This is a genomic window from Pseudomonas sp. NPDC087804, from assembly GCF_044742965.1.
GTDB classification, from domain to species: domain Bacteria; phylum Pseudomonadota; class Gammaproteobacteria; order Pseudomonadales; family Pseudomonadaceae; genus Aquipseudomonas; species Aquipseudomonas rustica.
In genome coordinates, this window is sequence record NZ_JBIUVN010000001.1 from 1399637 (window position 1) to 1420334 (window position 20698).

Annotated in this window: 21 protein-coding genes and 1 pseudogene; 13 read left to right on the plus strand and 9 right to left on the minus strand. The window is 60.3% G+C overall.

The annotated features are described in order from the left end of the window. Positions 1–706: pseudogene (locus tag ACIOMO_RS06125) on the minus strand (glutamine synthetase); the annotation flags it as partial. 282 nt (positions 707–988) lie between these two features. Here ACIOMO_RS06125 and ACIOMO_RS06130 point away from each other — a divergent pair. The 5 genes from ACIOMO_RS06130 to ACIOMO_RS06150 all read left to right on the plus strand — a co-directional run bounded on the left by ACIOMO_RS06130 (position 989) and on the right by ACIOMO_RS06150 (position 6460). Next, on the plus strand, positions 989–1750 hold the full coding sequence (locus tag ACIOMO_RS06130; protein WP_212549190.1) for a gamma-glutamyl-gamma-aminobutyrate hydrolase family protein: 762 nt from the start codon (positions 989–991) through the stop codon (positions 1748–1750). Positions 1751–2096: 346 nt separating this feature from the next. Then, the gene (locus ACIOMO_RS06135) at positions 2097–3239 is read left to right on the plus strand and encodes an ABC transporter ATP-binding protein (protein ID WP_053121089.1); all 1143 of its coding nucleotides are present in this window, start codon (positions 2097–2099) and stop codon (positions 3237–3239) included. 29 nt (positions 3240–3268) lie between these two features. After that, on the plus strand, positions 3269–4150 hold the full coding sequence (locus ACIOMO_RS06140) for an ABC transporter permease subunit (RefSeq protein ID WP_163005261.1): 882 nt from the start codon (positions 3269–3271) through the stop codon (positions 4148–4150). Next, positions 4147–5019 carry an ABC transporter permease subunit gene (locus ACIOMO_RS06145; RefSeq protein ID WP_053121094.1) on the plus strand — a complete coding sequence of 291 codons (873 nt, stop codon included), beginning with the start codon at positions 4147–4149 and terminating at the stop codon, positions 5017–5019. Before ACIOMO_RS06140 ends, ACIOMO_RS06145 begins: the two co-directional genes overlap by 4 nt. Before the next feature lie 343 nt (positions 5020–5362). Beyond that, on the plus strand, positions 5363–6460 hold the full coding sequence (locus ACIOMO_RS06150; protein WP_159812438.1) for a polyamine ABC transporter substrate-binding protein: 1098 nt from the start codon (positions 5363–5365) through the stop codon (positions 6458–6460). 245 nt (positions 6461–6705) lie between these two features. Here ACIOMO_RS06150 and thpR read toward each other — a convergent pair whose 3' ends face one another. Continuing rightward, positions 6706–7227, minus strand: a complete 522-nt coding sequence (thpR, locus tag ACIOMO_RS06155; RefSeq protein WP_401239024.1) for an RNA 2',3'-cyclic phosphodiesterase — start codon at positions 7225–7227, stop codon at positions 6706–6708. 107 nt (positions 7228–7334) lie between these two features. On the opposite strand from thpR, the gene ACIOMO_RS06160 reads away from it, so the two are divergent. After that, positions 7335–7529, plus strand: coding sequence for a hypothetical protein (locus tag ACIOMO_RS06160; RefSeq protein WP_401239026.1), 195 nt, complete (start codon positions 7335–7337; stop codon positions 7527–7529). 108 nt (positions 7530–7637) lie between these two features. Here ACIOMO_RS06160 and ACIOMO_RS06165 read toward each other — a convergent pair whose 3' ends face one another. Together ACIOMO_RS06165 and ACIOMO_RS06170 are read right to left on the minus strand one after the other, a co-directional pair. After that, a complete protein-coding gene (locus tag ACIOMO_RS06165) occupies positions 7638–7991 on the minus strand; it encodes a DUF1428 domain-containing protein (protein WP_053119325.1) in 354 nt (117 codons plus the stop codon). Between the two features lie 2 nt (positions 7992–7993). Beyond that, positions 7994–9076 carry a hypothetical protein gene (locus ACIOMO_RS06170; protein ID WP_401239030.1) on the minus strand — a complete coding sequence of 361 codons (1083 nt, stop codon included), beginning with the start codon at positions 9074–9076 and terminating at the stop codon, positions 7994–7996. 285 nt (positions 9077–9361) lie between these two features. Here ACIOMO_RS06170 and ACIOMO_RS06175 point away from each other — a divergent pair, with 285 nt between their 5' ends. Next, the gene (locus ACIOMO_RS06175; protein WP_053119320.1) at positions 9362–9634 is read left to right on the plus strand and encodes a hypothetical protein; all 273 of its coding nucleotides are present in this window, start codon (positions 9362–9364) and stop codon (positions 9632–9634) included. A gap of 37 nt (positions 9635–9671) precedes the next feature. On the opposite strand, the gene ACIOMO_RS06180 is transcribed toward ACIOMO_RS06175, so the two are convergent. Continuing rightward, entirely contained in the window at positions 9672–9875 is a 204-nt protein-coding gene (locus ACIOMO_RS06180) for a hypothetical protein (protein ID WP_282358419.1), read from the minus strand. 435 nt (positions 9876–10310) lie between these two features. Between ACIOMO_RS06180 and paoA the strand changes: the two genes are divergently transcribed. From paoA to paoC, 3 genes are read left to right on the plus strand one after another with little or no spacing between them, the layout of a single operon-like run. Beyond that, a complete protein-coding gene (gene paoA / locus ACIOMO_RS06185) occupies positions 10311–10934 on the plus strand; it encodes an aldehyde dehydrogenase iron-sulfur subunit PaoA (RefSeq protein ID WP_401239032.1) in 624 nt (207 codons plus the stop codon). Further along, on the plus strand, positions 10931–11884 hold the full coding sequence (locus ACIOMO_RS06190) for an FAD binding domain-containing protein (protein ID WP_401239035.1): 954 nt from the start codon (positions 10931–10933) through the stop codon (positions 11882–11884). The genes paoA and ACIOMO_RS06190 overlap by 4 nt, the downstream gene beginning before the upstream one ends. After that, positions 11881–14079: an aldehyde oxidoreductase molybdenum-binding subunit PaoC gene (gene paoC, locus ACIOMO_RS06195; RefSeq protein ID WP_401239037.1), complete on the plus strand. Its 2199-nt coding sequence runs from the start codon at positions 11881–11883 to the stop codon at positions 14077–14079. The genes ACIOMO_RS06190 and paoC overlap by 4 nt, the downstream gene beginning before the upstream one ends. Before the next feature lie 98 nt (positions 14080–14177). On the opposite strand, the gene ACIOMO_RS06200 is transcribed toward paoC, so the two are convergent. Beyond that, positions 14178–14654: a cupin domain-containing protein gene (locus tag ACIOMO_RS06200; protein WP_212545966.1), complete on the minus strand. Its 477-nt coding sequence runs from the start codon at positions 14652–14654 to the stop codon at positions 14178–14180. A 98-nt stretch (positions 14655–14752) separates the two neighbouring features. Here ACIOMO_RS06200 and ACIOMO_RS06205 point away from each other — a divergent pair, with 98 nt between their 5' ends. Next, positions 14753–15646 (plus strand): LysR family transcriptional regulator, encoded by an 894-nt coding sequence (locus ACIOMO_RS06205; protein WP_401239039.1) that lies wholly within the window; start codon positions 14753–14755, stop codon positions 15644–15646. A 145-nt stretch (positions 15647–15791) separates the two neighbouring features. Here the strand turns inward: ACIOMO_RS06205 and ACIOMO_RS06210 are convergent, their stop codons facing one another. Next, positions 15792–16736 carry an aldo/keto reductase gene (locus tag ACIOMO_RS06210; RefSeq protein WP_401239041.1) on the minus strand — a complete coding sequence of 315 codons (945 nt, stop codon included), beginning with the start codon at positions 16734–16736 and terminating at the stop codon, positions 15792–15794. A 112-nt stretch (positions 16737–16848) separates the two neighbouring features. On the opposite strand from ACIOMO_RS06210, the gene ACIOMO_RS06215 reads away from it, so the two are divergent. Together ACIOMO_RS06215 and ACIOMO_RS06220 are read left to right on the plus strand one after the other, a co-directional pair. Continuing rightward, positions 16849–17619, plus strand: coding sequence for an alpha/beta hydrolase (locus tag ACIOMO_RS06215; RefSeq protein ID WP_401239043.1), 771 nt, complete (start codon positions 16849–16851; stop codon positions 17617–17619). A 215-nt stretch (positions 17620–17834) separates the two neighbouring features. Next, positions 17835–18698 (plus strand): CAP domain-containing protein, encoded by an 864-nt coding sequence (locus ACIOMO_RS06220; protein WP_401239046.1) that lies wholly within the window; start codon positions 17835–17837, stop codon positions 18696–18698. Between the two features lie 117 nt (positions 18699–18815). Here the strand turns inward: ACIOMO_RS06220 and ACIOMO_RS06225 are convergent, their stop codons facing one another. Then, entirely contained in the window at positions 18816–19448 is a 633-nt protein-coding gene (locus ACIOMO_RS06225; protein ID WP_212545972.1) for a PQQ-binding-like beta-propeller repeat protein, read from the minus strand. 30 nt (positions 19449–19478) lie between these two features. Then, a complete protein-coding gene (locus ACIOMO_RS06230; protein WP_401239049.1) occupies positions 19479–20690 on the minus strand; it encodes a helix-turn-helix domain-containing protein in 1212 nt (403 codons plus the stop codon). Positions 20691–20698: the final 8 nt, after the last annotated feature.

Sequence of the window (20698 nt, forward strand, 5' to 3'; positions counted from 1 at the left end):
GGACGGCGTAGTCGCACGCCTTGATCGGGTCGGACACGTGATGCAGGTTGACTTCGAACTGCGCCGGGGCGCTTTCCTTGACGATGGCGTCCGCCGGAATGCCCTGCTCTTTCGCGCCTTCGAGGATGTCTTGCAGGCAGTCGACGTATTCGTCGAGATCGTCGATCAAGTAAACCTGAGTCGATACCGGACGCTTGCCGGACACTGGCGAACGTGGCGATTGTGGACGGCCGTTCACGTTGTCCTGGTCGATCAGATAAAACTCGAGTTCGAACGCGGCGCAGATGGTCAGGCCCATTTCGTCGAACTTGCGCACGACGTTGGCCAACACTTCACGCGGGTCAGCGAAGAACGGCTGGCCTTCCAGTTCGTGCATGGTCATTAACAGTTGTGCGGTCGGGCGCTTTTGCCAAGGCTCGATGCTCAGGGTGCCGGGGATCGGGTAGCAGATGCGGTCAGCATCACCGATGTCCAGACCCAAACCGGTGCTTTCCACCGTGGAGCCATTGATGTCGAGGGCGAAAAGCGAGGCCGGCAGGTTGATGCCTTTCTCGTAAACCTTATGAAGACTGGTGCGTTCGATGCGCTTGCCGCGCACCACACCGTTCATATCCGCAATCAGAAGGTCGACGTACAAAACCTCAGGATATTTCTTAAGGAATGCGTTTGCTTCGTTGAGTTGAACGGTACGCAGAGGGACCGACATGATGCACCTATTTAGCTGTTAATTATTATGTTCACTACCGTGTTGCGCAGCCAGTCAATCCGAAAGGCAAAGTGAAGTCAATAGCGAACAGCTGGCCTCCAAGGGTTTATTTTTAGGGCTTTTATTAACACTCTCGTGCCAACACAGGCGCCAAAGCCCCTAGATTCATGAAGATCTGATGAACGGCGTTTAGAATTTTTTACATGGCAGTTGTTAATTAAAATAAACGCGGATAAGCTCCGGAAAAGCTCGTTCAAGTGTCAAACTTCGAGGTGAATAAAAATGGCATTCAAGCCATTGATCGGCGTTACAGCGTGCGTCAAACAGATTGGCCTGCACCCCTATCACATCAGCGGTGACAAGTACTTACGTGCTGTCAGCGTTGGCGCCAACGGGTTGCCAGTGGTCATTCCTTCCCTTGGCAACCTGACTGAAATCGATGACCTGCTCGGTCAACTCGACGGTCTGTTGCTGACCGGCTCGCCCTCGAACGTGGAACCTTTCCACTATCAAGGCCCGGCCAGCGCACCCGGCACGGATCACGATCCGGCGCGGGATGCCACGACTCTTCCTTTATTACGTGCAGCCATCGCGGCGGGCGTTCCGGTGCTCGGCATCTGCCGTGGTTTCCAGGAAATGAACGTGGCGTTCGGCGGCAGCCTGCATCAGAAGGTGCATGAGCTGCCGGGCATGCTTGATCACCGCGAGGCCGACAGCCCGGAACTCGCCGTGCAGTACGCGCCGGCGCATGCCGTGACGGTACTGGGCGGTGGCGTGTTCGAAGCGCTCGAGTTGCCGAGTGAGTTTCAGGTCAATTCGATTCACAGCCAGGGCATCGACCGCCTCGCGCCCGGCCTGCGTGCCGAAGCCGTGGCACCGGACGGTTTGATCGAAGCGATCTCGGTCGCCGACAGCCCGACCTTTGCCCTCGGCGTGCAATGGCACCCGGAATGGCAGGTGCTGGACAACCCGAACTACCTGAAGATTTTCCAGGCATTCGGCGCGGCTTGCCGGCAACGGGCGGCGCAGCGAAACCAGCGCTGATCCAACCCAAGAATACGTAACGATTTACTGCCCCCTCGGATGTCGGGTGTGCCTGCGCACATCCGTCATTCGTGAACAGCAACACCTGTAATAACAACAAGTACGACCCAGGCAGCCAGGACGGCGGCGCCGAACAAGCCAGGACAACCCACTGAAAATGTGGCCCCTGCAGGAGCTGCCGAAGGCTGCGATCTTTTGATGTTGATTGTAAAAAACAAGATCAAAAGATCGCAGCCTTCGGCAGCTCCTACAGGGATATGTGTGAGGGGGATGGTTGTTCCTGGCTTGCAATCCACTTAAGCCCGGCCACGTTGGCTGAGCGAACGAAACCTGTTGGGAGTTTCACATGGCAAACGCCTCCAGCACTTACCGGAAGGCACTTGAAGGTCATCAGCAACCGAAAAAGGTTCTGGTGAAAGTCGATCGTGTCACCAAGAAGTTCGACGAAACCACGGCAGTGGACGATGTGTCCCTGGAGATCCATCAGGGCGAAATCTTCGCCCTGCTCGGCGGCTCCGGTTCGGGCAAATCGACCCTGCTGCGCATGCTTGCCGGTTTCGAGCGGCCGACTGAAGGGCGGATTCTGCTCGACGGCGTGGACATCACCGACATGCCGCCGTACGAGCGGCCGATCAACATGATGTTCCAGTCCTATGCGCTGTTCCCACACATGACCGTCGCGCAGAACATCGCCTTCGGCCTCAAGCAGGACCGTTTGCCGGCCAGTGAAATCGATGCCCGCGTCGATGAAATGCTGCGCCTCGTGCACATGACCCAATACGCCAAACGCAAACCGCATCAGTTGTCCGGCGGTCAGCGTCAACGCGTCGCCCTCGCCCGCTCGCTGGCCAAACGTCCGAAGCTGTTGCTGCTCGACGAACCGATGGGTGCGCTGGATAAAAAACTGCGTTCGCAGATGCAACTGGAGCTGGTGCAAATCATCGAGCGCGTCGGCGTGACCTGCGTGATGGTGACCCACGACCAGGAAGAAGCGATGACCATGGCTGAGCGCATCGCCATCATGCACCTGGGCTGGATCGCGCAGATCGGCAGCCCGATCGACATTTATGAAGCACCGGTCAGCCGCATGGTCTGCGAATTCATCGGCAACGTGAACGCCTTCGACGGCACCGTGGTGGAAGACCTTGAAGGCCACGCGATCATTCACAGCCCGGATTTGCAGCAGAAGATCTACGTCGGTCACGGCGTCAGCACCTCGGTGCAGGACAAGTCGATCACCTACGCGATCCGTCCGGAAAAAATGCTGGTCAGCACCACTAAACCGGAGTTCCGCTACAACTGGTCCGAAGGCAAAGTGCATGACATCGCTTACCTCGGCGGTCACTCGGTGTTCTACGTCGAACTGCCGGGCGGCAAAATCGTCCAGTCGTTCATGGCCAACGCCGAACGCCGTGGCGCGCGTCCGACCTGGGACGACAAAGTTTACGTCTGGTGGGAAGACGACAGCGGCGTGGTACTGCGCTCATGAGAACCTTCAATCAGCAATTCCTGCGCCTGGTGCCCAGCGGACGAAAACTGGTGATCGGTATTCCGTTCATCTGGCTGTTCCTGTTCTTCATGCTGCCGTTCTTTCTGGTGATGAAGATCAGTTTCTCGGAAGCCGCGCTGTCGATCCCGCCGTACTCGGAGATCTACACCTACGCCGAACAGAAATTCCAGCTGCTGCTGAACATCGGCAACTACACCATGCTCGGCGAAGACGAGCTGTACCTGTCGGCCTACCTCGGTTCGCTGAAAGTCGCCGCGCTGAGCACGATGATGTGTTTGCTGATCGGTTTCCCGATGGCCTACGCGATCACCAAGACCGGCAAGGAAACGCAAAACGTCCTGCTGCTGTTGATCATGATGCCAACCTGGACCGCGATCCTGATCCGCGTTTACGCGTGGATGGGCATCCTCAGCAACAACGGCCTGCTCAACGCGTTTCTGATGTGGACGGGGCTGACCGATCACCCGATCGAGATCCTCAACACCAACACCGCCGTCTATATAGGCGTGGTTTACGCCTACCTGCCGTTCATGGTGTTGCCGCTGTACGCCAACCTCGTCAAGCACGACGGCAGCCTGCTGGAAGCCGCGTCGGATCTGGGTTCGAGCAACTTCAACAACTTCTGGAAAATCACCGTGCCGCTGGCCAAGAACGGGATTATTGCCGGTTGCATGCTGGTATTTATTCCGGTGGTCGGTGAGTTCGTGATTCCAGAACTGCTGGGTGGCCCGGAGACGCTGATGATCGGCCGCGTGCTGTGGCAAGAGTTCTTCAATAACCGCGACTGGCCGGTGGCGTCTGCCCTGGCGGTGGTGATGCTGTTGATCCTGATTGTGCCGATTCTGCTGTTCAACCGCAGCCAGGCCAAAGAGATGGAGGCACGGGGATGAAACGCTTCGGTTTTTCCAAGTTCATGTTGATCTTCGGCCTGATGTTCATTTATCTGCCGATGCTGATTCTGGTGATCTACTCGTTCAACGCCTCGAAACTGGTGACGGTGTGGGGTGGCTGGTCGATCAAGTGGTATGTCGGCCTGCTCGACAACACGCAACTGATGGGCTCGGTGGTGCGTTCGCTGGAAATCGCCTGCTACACCGCGATTGCTGCGGTGGCATTGGGCACATTGGCGGCATTCGTGCTGACCCGTGTAACTCGCTTCAAGGGCCGCACTCTATTCGGTGGCCTGGTCACCGCGCCGTTGGTGATGCCTGAAGTGATCACCGGTCTGTCGCTGTTGCTGCTGTTCGTGGCAATGGCGCAGTTGATCGGTTGGCCGCAGGAGCGTGGCATCGTCACCATCTGGATCGCCCACACCACGTTTTGTGCCGCTTATGTGGCAGTGGTAGTCTCCGCCCGCCTTCGCGAGCTGGATCTGTCGATCGAAGAAGCGGCGATGGACCTCGGTGCGAAGCCGTTCAAGGTGTTTTTCCTGATCACCATCCCGATGATCGCGCCGTCGCTGGCCGCGGGCGGCATGATGTCGTTCGCTTTGTCGCTGGATGACTTGGTGTTGGCGAGCTTCGTCTCCGGGCCGGGTTCGACGACCTTGCCGATGGAAGTGTTCTCGGCCGTGCGTCTGGGCGTGAAACCTGAGATCAACGCAGTGGCGAGCCTGATTCTGCTGGCGGTGTCGCTGGTGACCTTCCTCGTCTGGTACTTCGGCCGCAAGGCAGAGGCCAACCGCAAGCGTGCGATTCAGGAAGCAATGGATCAGACCGCGAATGAGTCGTGGCAGCAGCCGGCAGCGGCGACCGCCTAAGTAACACCGATGAACAACTGTGGCGAGGGGATTTATCCCCGTTGGGCTGCGAAGCGGCCCCAGCAGTCTACCTGAAAACTCTGTATTCAGGTTTTGCGACTGCTTCGCAGCCGAGCGGGGATAAATCCCCTCGCCACATAGTTCCATGTACAGCCAATAGCTTCTGTAGGAGCTGCGGCACGCTGCGATCTTTTGACTTTGCATTTGAAGATCAACAGATCGCAGCGTGCCGCAGCTCCTACAAAAATGTAGTCAGCCCCTCGGTCAGTCCCCTCTCCCTCTGGGAGAGGGTTAGGGTGAGGGGGCTTTGCGTAATGTGAATAAAAAGAATGGAGTTGTACCGATGAAAATGTTTGGCAGGACTCTGCTGACACTGTCCTTAATGGGCGCAATCGTCATGGGCGCCCAGGCCAACGACAAGGTGCTGCGTGTTTACAACTGGTCCGATTACATCGCGCCGGACACCGTCAAGAAATTCGAAGACGAGACCGGCATCCGCGTGACCTATGACGTCTTCGACAGCAACGAGACCCTTGAGGCGCGCTTGCTGGCGGGCAAATCCGGTTACGACATCGTCGTGCCGTCCAACAGTTTCCTGGCCAAGCAGATCAAGGCTGGCGTCTATCAGACGCTGGACAAATCGAAGCTGCCGAACTGGAAGAATCTCAACCCGGTGCTGCTGAAAAACGCCGCCGCCAGTGATCCGGACAACGCTCATGCGTTCCCGTACATGTGGGGCTCGATCGGCATCGGTTTCAACCCGGCCAAGGTCAAGGAAGTGCTCGGCGCCAACGCCCCGACCAACTCCTGGGACTTGCTGTTCAAACCGGAAAACGCTGAAAAGCTCAAAGCCTGCGGCATCAGCTTCCTCGATTCGCCGACCGAAATGCTCCCGGCCGCCCTGCACTACCTGGGCTACCCGGTGAACGACAAGGACACCGCGCACATCGCTGAAGCCGAAGCGTTGTTCATGAAAATCCGCCCGTATGTGGCGTATTTCCATTCCTCGAAATACATCTCCGATCTGGCCAACGGCAACATTTGCGTGGCGGTCGGTTACTCGGGTGACGTGCTGCAGGCCAAGGCCCGCGCGGTGGAATCGGGCAACAACGTGGTCATCGACTACAGCATTCCCAAGGAAGGCGCCGGCAGCTTCTACGACATGGTCGCCATCCCGCGCGATGCCAGCAACGTCGACAACGCCTACCTGTTCATGAATTTCCTGATGCGCCCGGACATCATCGCCGAAGTCACCAACAGCATCGGCTACAGCAACGCCAACGCGGCGGCCACGCCACTGGTGGATGAAGCGATCCGCAACGACCCGGGCTCGTACCCGACAGACGCGGTAATGGCGACGTTGTACGCCGTGCCGGATCAACCGATTGCCACGCAGCGCATCATGACGCGCGGCTGGACTCGGGTGAAACTCGGTAAATAACTGATACGCGCGATGATCGTTCCCACGCTCCGCGTGGGAACGCAGCCCGGGACGCTCTGCGTCCCAAAGCGTGACGCGGAGCGTCACAAGAGGCATTCCCACGCAGAGCGTAGGAACGATCAGTGTAAAAATTTCCCGTTCGCGCAGCGCCTTACCACCGCTGCAACCTCTCTATGAACGGCCTCACCTGGCTCCCTCGGCTCAGGTGAATTCTCAGGCGCCTTCGGGCGCCTTTTTTTGTCCTCTCAAATCAGCGGCCAGTCTTGCAGCATGCGATAACGGCCCTTGTGCGATTCAAACAAGGCAAAGCGTTCAGCTCGCAAAAAGAACTCCGGTGGCATAGCGGATTCCGGCTCCGGCGCGCGGTAATCACGGGCCAACGTAAGGTGCGGGCGAAACTCGCGGGGCGTCTCTTCAAAACCGAAAGGCAACATCGCCTGTTCCAACGCATAGACCAAGCGCAATAACGCCTGCGGTGCCTGCTCAGGCGCCAGCGACAACACGCCCGGACGATGCCAGACCTGCAAGCGATCCAGTGAAATCCTCAACGCCTCCCCGGGCGTGCGCACTTTGCTGGCGGCTTGGCAAACTTGATTGATCTGCACCAACGGCACCGCTCCGAGAAACAACAACGTCAGATGAAAATTCTCCGCCGGCACCGGTTTGCCGGTGCGCAAACCCAACTCGCCGCGCCACTGAGCAATCGCCTTGCGCTGCACCGGCGGGCAATCGAGGGCGAAAAACAGTCGCTTCGCTTCATCGGTCATGGCCCTGCTCCCCTGTTCATCGTAATCCGCCGGATTCTACACAGCCTGAACTGACGACTCGCGACAGGCAGCTATAGTTCAAGGATTGCCATCAACCGGAGGCCGCCATGCGCGAGATCCTCAGCAAAGAGCCATGGTGGGCCCGACCGCCGAATCCTGGGCAGGACGAAAATGAACTGGAATGGGGCTGGCTGGTGCATTACAGCGAGGGTGAACCGCGCTTCGAATTTGTCCGCGAACGGCCAAGCGACGAAGAAATTCGCCAGCGCAAAAGCTGCCGAATCACCCCCTCACCCGAGTGACGATATCCCTGTAGGAGCTGCGGCACGCTGCGATCTTTTGATCTTGTTTTTAAAATCAAAATCAAAAGATCGTAGCGTGCCGCAGCTCCTACAGGGGATGGTGTGGGGTTACGGTTCGAGGAGGTATTGGAAGCCGCCGTAGATCATGCGCTGCCCATCAAACGGCATCGGGTTGACGTCGGGTTGCATGCGCGGGTCTTCCATCATTTTTGCCATGCCGGCATCGCGGGTGGCTTTGTCCGGCCAGATCAGCCAGCCAGACACCACGGTTTCGCCTTCTTTGAGTTTCACCGCCATAGGAAACGACGTGAGCTTGCCGTCCGGCACGTCATCGCCCCAGCATTCAGCCACGCTGAGCGCGCCGTATTCCTTGAACAGTTTTGCCGCGATCACGCAGTGTTGTTTGTACTGTTCACGATTGGCAGTCGGCACAGGCGCCACGAAAATATCGATGTAAGCCATGATCATTCTCCTTGTACGTTGGGTTCGAGCTGCTGAGTAGTCGAATCCGGCGGCTGCCATTCGACACGGTTCACGCCCAAGCCGACCGACGGTTCCTCCCGCGCCCCCAGATTGCGTTCGACCTGACCGGCCATGTGCAGCGTGCCGGCCATGACGCCGGTCGTCGGGTTCTGCACCATTTTCAGCCAGGCCTTATCAAAGGTGCTGCCGAGACTGTTGCGGATCAACGCTTCGCTGTCGGGGCGATCGTTGGCCTGAATGATCGCGCGGATCCCCGCGACACCCACCGAAATCAGCCCACCGGCCAATTTACCGGCGGCGGCTGCCACGGCGCTGGCAGCTCCGCGCGGCGCCATCTCCGCTTCCATGCGCTGGCTCGCGCGTTTGGCCACCGGCGCCATGCCGGCGTCCGTCGAGGCAATCCCCTTGGCGCCGCCGTCGGTGTGGATCTTGTCGATGAGCGCGGCATACGCCGGCAGCGTGTTCAGCGGTTCGCTGCTGATGACTTGATACAACGAAGCATCGCGCGCTCGCGGAGGGCCGAGCGCGATCGCCGGAATCCTCTGCAATCGCCCATTGAGCTGAGCAACCGGCACGCCATGACGCTGGGCGATGAGCGGCATCTGCTGGGCCATCAACTGCGCATAGAACGCCGTGGCCTGACCGAGAATCGCGTCCGGGTCGACCTCCACCGCCACCGGCGCCAGTACTTTTTTCTGATACTGCTCAAGCAGATACGCCGCCAGACGCTTGGCGGAAGCGTCCTGTTCGCCACCGGCACTGACGGTGTACCAACTGACCTTCATCGACAGCCATTCCTGCGTCCAGTAGCTGCTGAACCACGGGATGAAATTTTCTTCAGTTTGCTCATAGACGCGAATGCGCCAATGTTCCATCGAACCGCGGGCAAACAGCTTGACCTGCTCGGTGGCCTGCTGGGAGGCGCTGACGATCTCGCGGTCGATCTGCTGCCAGGTTGCAGGCGGGACGAACACGGCTTTAGGCGCTGACACCGGGGCGCGGGCCGACGTGGCGCAGCCGGCCAGCAGAAACAGTGCGGCGACGAGCAGCGCACGCAGGTTCACGGTGGTGGAGTCCTTTGAACAGGAAGAGGCAGATTTGAGTATAGGTGCGGGGGATGGCCGTTGGTCTGGTTGTGGCTGCACCGGCCTCTTCGCGAGCAGGCTCGCTCCCACATTTGGAATGCAATCCCCTGTGGGAGCGAGCCTGCTCGCGAAGAGGCCATCAGCAGCAACAAAAAACCGCAACCATCACTGCCATCGATATCCACCATCGCCACGATTGCCTTCCGCCCACCGCCCATCAAAGGCACGATTGCCACATCCGAGACGCAACGAGGAGTTCACATCATGATTCACACCATCACACTCTCCGTGAGTTTCCCGGTGTTCGGCAGCAACTACTACGACCAGCACTACGTGTCGCACAAGACGCAGGCGCTGGTGTTCAACGAAGCTTTCGAAGATCTGCTGATGCCCGCCGCGATCAATCACTTCAGTAATGAAGTGGTCGGCATCAATGATCAGTTCCGCTTTCTGAGCGACATTCTCGCCACCCATTTGCTGGACATCGAGGCCTCCGTGCCTACGCGATCCCGCGTCCAGGCGAGCGCTCACTTTTAACAACAAGGGCGTCCCATGGGACGCCCTTTTCATTTAATCAATCATCGTCGCGATCACGGTAGTAGCGACGGCCGTCGCGGTGATCATCGCGATCGTCCCAGCGCCGGTCATGGTCGTAATCACGGCCATGATCGCGGTCGTAGTGCCGGCCATGGCGATGGTCATCATCAAAATCCGCCACACAACCACCGAGCAAAACGGCGGCGGTCACGGTCAGCAATATCGTTGTAGCGCGCTTCATTCAACACTTCCCTAAAACCAAGGTCTTGACGACGGAATCGGCCACGCTGCCCTTGCCTTCAGGACACGGTGCGCGCAGCCGCAGATACGACCGGACAAAACCGTGTTGATTCAGTGGCCACTATCGACCGTTTGTCGGCCTTTCGGATCGGCGTAGCGCCCTTCGCGAGCAAGCTTTGCTCCTACAAAGCGCATTGCATCGCCGCTTTCCTTGCAGGAGCCGAGCTTGCTCGCGAAGAGGCCAGCCCCGTGACCGCAAAATCCAAACCCGCCAAAAGATTGCCTAACACCGCACATAACAGTCTGGCGCAAATCCAACAAAACCTTTCCCTCCCCCCCGCGGTCACTCCTTAACGAGACCGGCGATCACGCTGGCTGCCCGTTTGGGCCATTCGCAACCCCGCTGCCCTGATTGAGAGAGACAAGGAATCGAACCATGACGATTTCCCGACGCAGATTTTTAATCCTCGGCGCCGTGACCGCGACAGCCTTCGCGATGCCCCCGTTTATCAGCCTCAAGGCCTATGCGGCCAACCTGGAGCAACCCGCCATGAGCAAAGTGACGATTCAAGTCAACGGCAAACACCAGGCGCTGGAGGTCGACAACCGCACCACCCTGCTCGACGCCCTGCGCGAACACCTGCACCTGACCGGCAGCAAAAAAGGCTGCGACCACGGCCAGTGCGGCGCCTGCACGGTGATTGCCGATGGTCGGCGAATCAACTCTTGCCTGACCTTGGCGGTGATGCACGAAGGCAGTGAAATCACCACCATCGAAGGCCTTGGCATGCCCGACCAGTTACACCCGATGCAAGCCGCGTTCATCAAGCACGACGGTTATCAGTGCGGCTATTGCACGCCCGGGCAAATCTGTTCGGCAGTGTCGGTGATCAAAGAAATTCGCGATGGCATTCCCAGCCATGTCAGCCCCAGCCTGACGGATTCCCCGCAACTGATCGCCAGTGAATTTCAGGAGCGCATGAGCGGCAACATCTGCCGCTGCGGTGCTTACTCAAACATCATCGAAGCCATGACTGAAGTCGCGGAGGTGTCGGTATGAGACCGTTCAATTACAGCCGCGCCGACTCCCCCGCTGCCGCTGCGCAAGCGGCGCAGATTGAAGGCGCCAAGTTCATTGCCGGCGGCACCAATCTGCTGGACTTGATGAAGCTCGACATCGAAACCCCGCTGCACCTGATCGACGTCAATCACTTGGGCCTGGATCAGATCGAAGCCACGCCCGAGGGTGGTTTGCGCATCGGTGCGCTGGTGCGCAACACCGATCTGGCTGCCGACAACCGCGTGCGCAAGGATTACGGATTACTCTCCCGCGCCTTGCTCGCCGGCGCGTCCGGCCAGTTGCGCAACATGGCAACCACCGCCGGCAACTTGCTGCAACGCACACGCTGCCCGTACTTCTACGACACCAATCAGGCCTGCAACAAACGCCAACCCGGCAGTGGTTGCGCGGCAATTGGCGGGGTCAGTCGGCAACTGGGGATCATCGGCGTCAGCGACGCTTGCATCGCCACGCACCCGAGCGATATGGCCATCGCCATGCGCGCCCTCGATGCACAGATCGAAACGGTGAAGCCCGACGGCAGCACCCGCAGCATCGCCATGGCCGATTTTCATCAGTTGCCCGGCAACACGCCGAACATCGAAACCAGCCTCGCGCCCGGCGAATTCATCACCGCCGTGACCCTGCCCGCGCCTGTCGGCGGCACGCACATTTATCACAAGGTGCGTGATCGCTCGTCGTACGCATTTGCGCTGGTCTCGGTCGGCCTGATTCTGCAAAAGGACGGCAGCGGCCGCATCGCTGTCGGCGGGATCGCGCCGAAACCGTGGCGTGTCGAAGCCGCGGAAGCGCTGCTGCCCGACGGCGCAAAAGCCGTCAGCGCACGCCTGCTCGATGGCGCGACGCCGACCCACGACAACCAATTCAAACTGACCCTGGTCGAGCGCACGCTCGGTTCGGTGTTGGCGCAAGCGAGGGAACAAGCATGAAATTCGACACGCCCGCCACCACCAACCCGATCGACCAGTTAAAGGTCATCGGCAAACCCACCGACCGCATCGAAGGCCCGTTGAAAACCAGCGGTCAGGCGCCATACGCCTACGAGCAACACGAGGCAGTGGCCAATCAGGCTTACGGCTTCATGGTCGGCTCAGCCATTGCCAAAGGCCGGATCAAAAACATCGACCTCGACGACGCGAAAGCCGCGCCGGGCGTGCTGGCGATCGTCACTGCCGCCAACGCGGGCAAGCTCGGCAAGGGCAAATACAACGCCGCGCACCTGCTTGCCGGGCCGGAGATTCAGCACTATCACCAGGCTGTCGCCTTGGTCGTTGCCGAGACTTTCGAACAGGCGCGCGCCGCCGCGCAAATGGTCAAGGTTGATTATGTAGCGGCCACTGGTGAGTTCGATCTGGCCAGCGTGCGCGACAAAGGCGTCGAGCCGAAAGAAGAACTGCCCGACGTCAGCCACGGTGATTTCGCCAAGGCGTTCGAAGCCGCGCCGGTGCAGTTCGATCAGACCTACACGACGCCGGATCAGTCACACGCGATGATGGAGCCGCACGCCACATTGGCCGCGTGGAAAGGCGATGAGCTGACGCTGTGGACGTCCAATCAGATGATCGCCTGGAGCGTCGACGATATCGCCACCACCCTCGGTTTGCCGAAGGAAAAAGTCCGCCTGATTTCGCCGTACATTGGCGGCGGATTCGGCGGCAAACTGTTCATCCGCGCCGACTCCATCCTCGCTGCACTCGGCGCACGAATGGCCGGCAGACCGGTGAAAGTCGCCCTCGCCCGCCCGCAAATGGCCAACAATACCACCCACCGCCCCGCCACCATTCAGCGCATTCGCATGGGTGCGACGGCGGACGGCAAACTCACGGCAATCGCCCACGAAGGCTCGTCGGGCAACCTGGAGGACGGCAAAGTCGAGGTCGCGGCGCAGCCGAGTCAATTGCTCTACGCCGCTGAAAATCGTCTGGTCACGATGCGCCTCGCGCCGCTTGATCTGCCCGAAGGCAATTCCATGCGCGCGCCCGGCGAAACGCCCGGACTGATGGTGCTGGAAATCGCCATGGACGAAATGGCCGAGCAGCTGAAACTTGATCCGATCCAGTTCCGCATCCTCAACGACACTCAGGTCGATCCGGTGAAAACCGAGCGGCCGTTTTCCCAGCGCCGCTTGATCGAATGCCTGCAAACCGGCGCCGACAAGTTCGGCTGGAGCCAACGCAATGCTCAGCCGGGCACCCGCCGCGAAGGTCGCTGGCTGATCGGCATGGGCGTGGCGGCAGCGATCCGTAACAACCTGCTGGTCAAATCGGGCGCGCGGGTGAAGCTGGAGCGCGACGGCAAAGTCACCGTGGAAACCGACATGACCGACATCGGCACCGGCAGCTACACGATCATCGCGCAGACCGCGGCCGAGATGATGGGCGTGGGTTTGAAGGACGTGACAGTGCACCTGGGCGATTCGAGCTTCCCGGTTTCGTCGGGTTCTGGCGGCCAATTCGGCGCCAATTGCTCGACCGCCGGGGTGTATGCCGCGTGCATGAAACTGCGCGAGGCCGTGGCGGGCAAGCTCGGGTTGGCGGCGGATCAGGCTGAGTTTGTCGACGGTGAAGTGCGCGTCGGCGACAAGCGAGTGCCGCTGCGTAATGCTGCGCAAAACGGCGTGTTAGTGGCCGAGGACAGCATCGAATTTGCCGACCTTGCCAAGCAATATCAGCAGTCGACGTTTGGTGCGCATTTCGTTGAGGTGGCTGTGGACGCGGCGACTGGCGAAATCCGCGTGCGGCGCATGCTCGCGGTGTGTGCGGCGGGACGGATTCTTAACCCGAAAGCGGCGCGCAGTCAGGTGATCGGCGCGATGACCATGGGCGTCGGTGCGGCGTTGATGGAAGAACTGTCGATCGACAAGAAGCTCGGGTTTTTCGTCAACCATGATCTGGCGGGATATGAAGTGCCGGTGCATGCCGACATTCCCCATCAGGAGGTGATTTTTCTTGATGAAACCGATCCGATTTCTTCGCCGATGAAGGCGAAAGGTGTCGGTGAGTTGGGCATTTGCGGGGTGAGTGCGGCGGTGGCGAATGCGATCTATAACGCCACGGGCGCGCGGGTGCGGGAGTATCCGATTACGCTGGATAAAATCCTCTCTTCACTCCCCGAGATGATCTAAACAAAATCCCTGTAGGAGCTGCCGAAGGCTGCGATCTTTTGATCTTGTTTTTGAGATCAAAAGATCGCAGCCTTCGGCAGCTCCTACAGGGAGAGTTTTTAGTCGATCTGCGGGTATTGCTCGGCGCTCACCTGTTCCATCCACTCCACCACCTTGCCATCAAGCACTTCAGCAATTGCGATATGCGTCATCGCCGTGGTTGGCGCCGCTCCGTGCCAATGTTTGGCACCCGGCGCAATCCATACAGTATCCCCCGGGCGAATCTCGCGTACCGGTTGCCCCCATTCCTGCACGAAACCCACCCCAGCGGTGACGATCAATGTCTGTCCCAGTGGATGGGTGTGCCACGCCGTGCGCGCGCCCGGCTCGAATGTCACCGTCGCGCCACTGACCCGCGCTTCATCAGACCCCTTGAACGGTGCATCAACCCGCACAGTGCCGGTGAACCAATCCGCCGGGCCACGGGCCGAAGGTTGCGAGCCGTTGGGCGTAACGCTCACGCGAGGATTTTCATTGGCCTGCACTTCACCTGCCAACAGGGACAGGGTCAGAGCAGAAGCAGCAATCGGGTTCATGGCAAGTTCCTCCAGAGAATCAATGCCATCACTTTACCGACCCGCACTCTTCAGATAATCGACTAGAATTTGAAAAAACTTATGCAGGACACTCATCAATGCTTCGGGAAAACGCCACCGACCTGCTCGCCTTTCTTGCCGTGGCCCGCGAACGCAGCTTCACCAAAGCTGCCGCCAAGCTCGGTGTCTCGCAATCGGCGCTGAGCCACACCATTCGCGCCCTCGAGGCGCGCCTTGGCCTGCGCCTGTTGACGCGCACCACACGCAGCGTCTCGCCCACCGAGGCCGGCGAGCACCTGCTGCAAACCATCGGCCCGCGCTTCGAAGAGATCGAAGTGGAACTGGCAGCCCTGAGCAACCTGCGCGAAACCCCGGCGGGCAAAATCCGCATCAACGCCACTGACCATTCGCTGGACTGGCTGCTGCGCCCGGTACTCAAGGAATTCCTGCCCAAATACCCCGACATCGCCGTCGAAGTCAGCTGTGATTATGGTTTCGTCGACATCGCCGGCCAGGGCTTCGACGCCGGCATTCGTTTGGGCGAAGACGTTGCGCAAGGCATGATCGCCACGCGCATCGGCCCGGACATGCGCATGGCGGTGGTCGGCTCGCCCGCGTATTTCGCCCGCTGCCCCGCCCCGCAAACCCCGCGCGACCTGACCGACCACGCCTGCAACAACTTGCGCCTGCCCACCAACGGCGGGCTGTATAGCTGGGAGTTCGAGAAGGATGGCGAAAGCCTGAAGGTGCGAGTATCCGGGCAGATCACGTTGAACGGCGTCTACCCGTTACTTGATGCGGCGCTGGATGGTTTCGGTTTGAGCTACATCCCGGAGAACATTGTCGAGCCGTATCTGGCCGATGGTCGCTTGCAGCAAGTGCTTGAGGATTGGTGCCCGACATTCGCCGGGTATCACCTCTACTACCCGAGCCGGCGTCAGGCGGCACCGGCATTTGCGTTGTTGCTGGAGGCGTTGCGCTATCGCCCCTGACCCCAACCGCCAACCTGCTTTATGCAGGAGCAGAGCTTGCTCGCGAAGAGGCCATATCAGTCGATATTTTCGCTGACTGATACACCGCTTTCGCGAGCAAGCTCGGCTCCTGCAAGATTCGTCGCAAGCTGGATATCGCCACGGACTAACCCACCAACGCAATCAACTGATGCCGCTGCGCGTCGGTGAGCATCGGCCCGAATCCGGCCCTGACGTTGTCGGCCATATAACGCGGATTGCTCGTCCCCGGAATCACACAGGTCACCGCCGGATGCGCCAGCAGAAACTTCAGCGCCAGTTGCGGCCAGCTGTTGACCTGGACGTCCGACACCCACGCCGGCAAAGGTTTGCCCTTGAGCCGGCCCAGCAAAGCACCGCCACCAAACGGCCGATTGCAGATCACCGCCACCCCGCGCTCACGGCACAGCGGCAGGATACGTTTCTCCACACCTCGATCATCGAGGGCGTAGTTGATTTGCAGAAAATCCAGTTGCTCATTCCTCAGCACAGCTTCGACTTCATCGTAAGCCGAGGACGTGTAATGGGTGATGCCGATGTAGCGGATGCGCCCCTGCTCTTTCCATTCGCGCAGGGTCGGCAGGTGGGTTTGCCAGTCGAGCAGGTTGTGGATCTGCATCAGGTCGATGCGCTCGGTGCGCAGCAGGCTGAACGACTGCTCCATCTGTGCGATGCCTTCCTCGCGCCCGCGTATCCACACCTTGGTCGCCAGAAACGCCGGCGAGCGGGGTTCATGGATCGACAGCAATTCGCCGGTGGTCTGCTCGGCGCGGCCATACATGGGTGAGCTGTCGATCACCGTGCCACCCTTGGTGAACAGCTCATCGAGCACCGCCGGCAGTTGCCGATAAGCCGGGTCGCCCGGCGCGACGTCGAATCCGCGATACGTGCCCAGACCGACCAGGGGCAATGACTCGGAGCTGGAGGGGATGGCGCGGGTCTGCATGGCTTGGCCTCGGATAGTCGCGGGTGGCGCGGCAGTGGCCAACGCCCGATCAAAAGTGAAGACTGCCGAAACCCCGGCAGCCAGCGTGAGCAATCGGCGACGGGAGTAACCCTCAGTGTGGCTCATGCTGGTTCCCCTGCTGCGTGAATCTGTTGCATGTTGTGTGCCCAGACTGTCTGGCGAAATCGCTGGACTACACTGCGACTGCTGACTTCCTTACCCCGTTAAAAGTAGCCGAATGTCCCGAACCCTGATGTTACTCGTCGCATTGATCGTCGCTGTGTACCTGGTGCTGTGCGCGGCGCTGTTCGTTTTTCAGCGCTCGCTGATCTATTTTCCGCGGGCCGGCACGGTGGAGTCGGCGGAGTCACGGCTGAAATTATCGATGCCGGATGCCGACGTCTGGGTGACCACCCGCGAGCGTGTCGGGCAACGGGCGCTGATCTATTTCGGCGGCAATGCCGAGGATGTCTCGCACAATCTGCCGGAGTTCGCCGCGGCGTTCCCGGATTACGCGCTGTACTTTCTGCACTATCGAGGGTTTGGCGGCAGCGGCGGCAAGCCTTCCGAGGAGGCAATTGCCGAGGATGCGCTGGCGCTGTTTGATCAGGTGTACGCCAGTCATCCGCAGGTGGCGGTGATCGGGCGCAGTCTGGGTTCGGGCGTTGCGGTGCGTCTGGCCAGTCAACGGCCGGTGCAGAATTTGATTCTGGTGACGCCGTACAACAGCCTCGAAGAAGTCGCCGTGAAGCAATATCCGTGGGTGCCGGTGAAGTGGTTGCTCAAGGATCGTTATGAATCAGGCAAATACGCGGCGCACATTCGCGTACCGACGTTGTTGCTGGCGGCGAGTGATGACGAGGTGATTGCGCGGGACAGTACCGAGCGGCTATTGAGGAATTTTCCCGAGGGGGTGGCGGTGCTTAAGGTGGTGCCGGATTCGGGGCATAACTCGATTTCCGAGCGGGGGGAGTATTTGCGGTGGATGGGCGATGTGTTGAATCGCTGAGTTTTGTGTTGGCGGGTCTGGCCTCTTCGCGAGCAAGCTTTGCTCCTACAAGGGCTTGAGCTCCACACAATGCCGTAGGAGCAGAGCTTGCTCGCGAAGGGGCCGGCCAAATCACATCAATACCCCAGAAAAAAACCACACCTGCCACCCTGAACCAAGTCCAAAAACCCCAGTCCTACACGCGCCGCTTTTTCCTCTCCTGAGCCGTCCACTCCATGCGCCACACCGCCCGCCCACTTCGTCTGGTTTCGCTGTGCCTGCTGCTTTCGCCTTTGTTTGCTCAATCTGCCCACGCCGGCGCCGAACGCCAACTGGTCGCTGCCATCAACGACTACCGCGCCCACCCGCAACGCTGCGACCGTCGCCCCGCGCAGCGCCTGGCTCCGCTGGCGTTGAAAGAAAATCTCGCGCTGCCCATCGGCTATGGCTCCGGCGGCGGCATGCGCGAGGCGCTGAAATCGTCCGGATATGCGGCGGTGACCGTGCGCAGCATCCGCATCGTCGGTGCAGAGGATGCCGACGAAGCCTTCGACCAGCTACAAGACCACTACTGCGGCGCATTGCTCGACAGTCAGTACGCCGACATCGGCATCAGCCGTTCGCGCAGTGAATGGCAAGTGGTGCTGGCGCGGCCGGTGCTCGACAACCGTGTCGGCGATAACCGCAGCGTCGGCAAAGCGCTGCTGGCCGAGGTCAATGCCGCCCGCGCCCGGCCACGGATGTGCGGGCGCCAACGCTTCGCTGCCGCCCGACCGCTGAGTTGGAACGCTGCGCTGGGCGCGGCCGCACAAGGGCACAGTAAGGCCATGGCTTATGGCAATTATTTTGCGCATCGTGATCCGGACGGTGATTTGCCGGCGGATCGCGCCAGAGCGGCGGGTTATCGGGGGCGGCAGATAGGCGAAAACATTGCCGCCGGGCAGAGTTCGCCGGGCAAGGCGATGGCCGGGTGGCTGGCCAGTCCGGGGCATTGCGCCAATTTGATGAACCCGATGTTTACCCAAGTGGGGGCGGGTTTTGCCAGCGAGGCGCGTAGTGATGAAGGGGTTTACTGGACGATGCTGTTTGGTGCGCCTTGATTTTTGATTTAAAGCAAATGGCCCTTTCGCGAGCAGGCTCGCTCCCACAGTAGATCGGCGTACACAGGCCGAAGTGGGAGCGAGCCTGCTCGCGAAGAGGCCAGCAGTGTCACCTCATCACTTGGGCCGACGCACCGCCCGCACCCGCCCGCTATTACCACCGCCACAATAGAACCGATCCTTGCCATCCGCCTCCAGCCCCGACACGCCAGTCCCGTCGGGCATCGTCAGGCTTTCCAGTACCTCACCGTTACCCGGATCGATCCGCCGCAGTTCGCTCTCCTCGCCTTCCCACGTGCCATGCCACAGCGCGCCATCAACCCACGTCACGCCAGTGACAAAGCGGTTCGACTCCAGCGTGCGCAAAATCTCGCCGGTTTCCGGGTTGATCTGATGGATTTTACGGTCGCGATACTGACCAACCCATAACGAACCCTCAGCCCAGGCCATGCCGGAATCGTTGCCACCACCGGGTGCGGCGATGGTGTTGAGGATGCGCCCCGTGGCCGGGTCGATTTTGTGGATGTGGCGGTCGGCAATCTGGAACAGATGTTTGCCATCGAACGCGGTGCCGCCATCAGCGCCGACCTTGAGCGTGCGCACGGTTTCGCCGCTGGCCGGATCCAGCGCATTGAGTTGACCATCGCTGGCAAACCAGACTTGCTGACCGTCGAAGGTCACGCCGTGAATGCCGTCGATCCCTTCGAACGGGCCGTACTCGCGAAGGATTTCTGCGTTTGCGTGTTTCATGGGGGCTTCCTCGTGTTGGTTGAGACCAGCCTAGCCATTGCCCAGCGACACCGGGAGTAACAAGATCGTCGCGAAACCCGGGATCGGCGGCGTCATCCAGCGTCGTGATCGGCCCAGACCGAAGGACTGGATTTTGTTTTCAGAGGCCAATGTATCCAAGGCCCGTTGCACTTGGCGTTGACTGCTGCCCAATGCGAGTGCCAGTGCTGAGCTCGACCACGCTTCGCCATCCGCGAGCAAGGCCAGCAGCGCCGCATGTTTGTCCTCGACCGGTAACGTCAGCAGCGCCACCTCTTCGGCCACCAACGTAAACCCGCGAGGCGTGGCGCGGATGTTCGCCAGCGGTTGCAGCGCTGAGCGCAAGCGGCCGATTTCAACGCGTAGCCGCGCCCGGTGCGATTCGTCGCTGAGTTGCAAACGGAAAGCCTTGGCAATCAGCGCCTCTCGCGAGACATCGCCCGGCCAGGCTTCGGCCAGCAGTCTGGCGAGACTGAATAAAATCGGTCGGCTGGCCAGCCCAACCGTCATGCCGGCGCCGCGCACGCTGTAGCGGCAGGCATCGATGACCAGCGCTTTTGAAGCGAACAGGGTTTCTACTTCTGCGAGTTTCAGCGGCTGCTCTTTTCCGCTGATGATCAATCTGGCAACCGGCGCCTCAAGGATTTGCGCGGCGTGCTCGACTTCAACGCTCAACGCCTCAATGCCAGCCTCCCGCGCCGCGTGTTGCGCGCGAACCAGTGCCGCCTGCGCCCTGTGCGCCTGAACCCTGCGCAAGGCGATGCCCGCCGCCACCAGTTCATGGGCGGCACGCAAGGCTGGCGGAAGTGGTGCAGGATCCTGTTCAGCGAGCAACTGTTCAGCGTCATCCAGCTCACCGATCAACAACAATCGACGAATCTGCAAGTAACGCGCGTGCGCCGCGTTGAGCCGGTCGCCGTGATCCTCCAGCAACCGACGCGCCGCCTCCAGCGCCTCCACCGGCCAGCCCAGATCGCGCGCCGCCAGCGCCACTTCGGCCTCGGCAACAAGACACCGCGCCCGCGACAGTGGCTCATTGCGGCCAAACGCCTTCACCGCTCGCTGCAACAACGCCTTGGCACGCGGCAGATCACCCAACTGCGCCATGGCGATACCGCGCAACGCCAGCGCCGGCGGATCCTCGCGCAGGGCGACGAAATTCAGTGCCGCCAACGGATTCCCCGCCGCAAGCGCACGGCTGGCGGCGGTGATCAGTGAGTCCATGGTGAATG

Excerpts from the sequence above, each read along its gene's own strand:
- ACIOMO_RS06130 (WP_212549190.1), top strand. The coding sequence starts at position 989 with ATGGCATTCAAGCCATTGATCGGCGTTACAGCGTGCGTCAAACAGATT.
- ACIOMO_RS06135 (WP_053121089.1), top strand. The coding sequence starts at position 2,097 with ATGGCAAACGCCTCCAGCACTTACCGGAAGGCACTTGAAGGTCATCAG.
- ACIOMO_RS06145 (WP_053121094.1), top strand. The coding sequence starts at position 4,147 with ATGAAACGCTTCGGTTTTTCCAAGTTCATGTTGATCTTCGGCCTGATG.
- ACIOMO_RS06150 (WP_159812438.1), top strand. The coding sequence starts at position 5,363 with ATGAAAATGTTTGGCAGGACTCTGCTGACACTGTCCTTAATGGGCGCA.
- thpR (WP_401239024.1), bottom strand. The coding sequence starts at position 7,227 with ATGACCGATGAAGCGAAGCGACTGTTTTTCGCCCTCGATTGCCCGCCG.
- ACIOMO_RS06160 (WP_401239026.1), top strand. The coding sequence starts at position 7,335 with ATGCGCGAGATCCTCAGCAAAGAGCCATGGTGGGCCCGACCGCCGAAT.
- ACIOMO_RS06165 (WP_053119325.1), bottom strand. The coding sequence starts at position 7,991 with ATGGCTTACATCGATATTTTCGTGGCGCCTGTGCCGACTGCCAATCGT.
- ACIOMO_RS06175 (WP_053119320.1), top strand. The coding sequence starts at position 9,362 with ATGATTCACACCATCACACTCTCCGTGAGTTTCCCGGTGTTCGGCAGC.
- ACIOMO_RS06180 (WP_282358419.1), bottom strand. The coding sequence starts at position 9,875 with ATGAAGCGCGCTACAACGATATTGCTGACCGTGACCGCCGCCGTTTTG.
- paoA (WP_401239032.1), top strand. The coding sequence starts at position 10,311 with ATGACGATTTCCCGACGCAGATTTTTAATCCTCGGCGCCGTGACCGCG.
- ACIOMO_RS06190 (WP_401239035.1), top strand. The coding sequence starts at position 10,931 with ATGAGACCGTTCAATTACAGCCGCGCCGACTCCCCCGCTGCCGCTGCG.
- paoC (WP_401239037.1), top strand. The coding sequence starts at position 11,881 with ATGAAATTCGACACGCCCGCCACCACCAACCCGATCGACCAGTTAAAG.
- ACIOMO_RS06200 (WP_212545966.1), bottom strand. The coding sequence starts at position 14,654 with ATGAACCCGATTGCTGCTTCTGCTCTGACCCTGTCCCTGTTGGCAGGT.
- ACIOMO_RS06205 (WP_401239039.1), top strand. The coding sequence starts at position 14,753 with ATGCTTCGGGAAAACGCCACCGACCTGCTCGCCTTTCTTGCCGTGGCC.
- ACIOMO_RS06210 (WP_401239041.1), bottom strand. The coding sequence starts at position 16,736 with ATGAGCCACACTGAGGGTTACTCCCGTCGCCGATTGCTCACGCTGGCT.
- ACIOMO_RS06215 (WP_401239043.1), top strand. The coding sequence starts at position 16,849 with ATGTCCCGAACCCTGATGTTACTCGTCGCATTGATCGTCGCTGTGTAC.
- ACIOMO_RS06220 (WP_401239046.1), top strand. The coding sequence starts at position 17,835 with ATGCGCCACACCGCCCGCCCACTTCGTCTGGTTTCGCTGTGCCTGCTG.
- ACIOMO_RS06225 (WP_212545972.1), bottom strand. The coding sequence starts at position 19,448 with ATGAAACACGCAAACGCAGAAATCCTTCGCGAGTACGGCCCGTTCGAA.
- ACIOMO_RS06230 (WP_401239049.1), bottom strand. The coding sequence starts at position 20,690 with ATGGACTCACTGATCACCGCCGCCAGCCGTGCGCTTGCGGCGGGGAAT.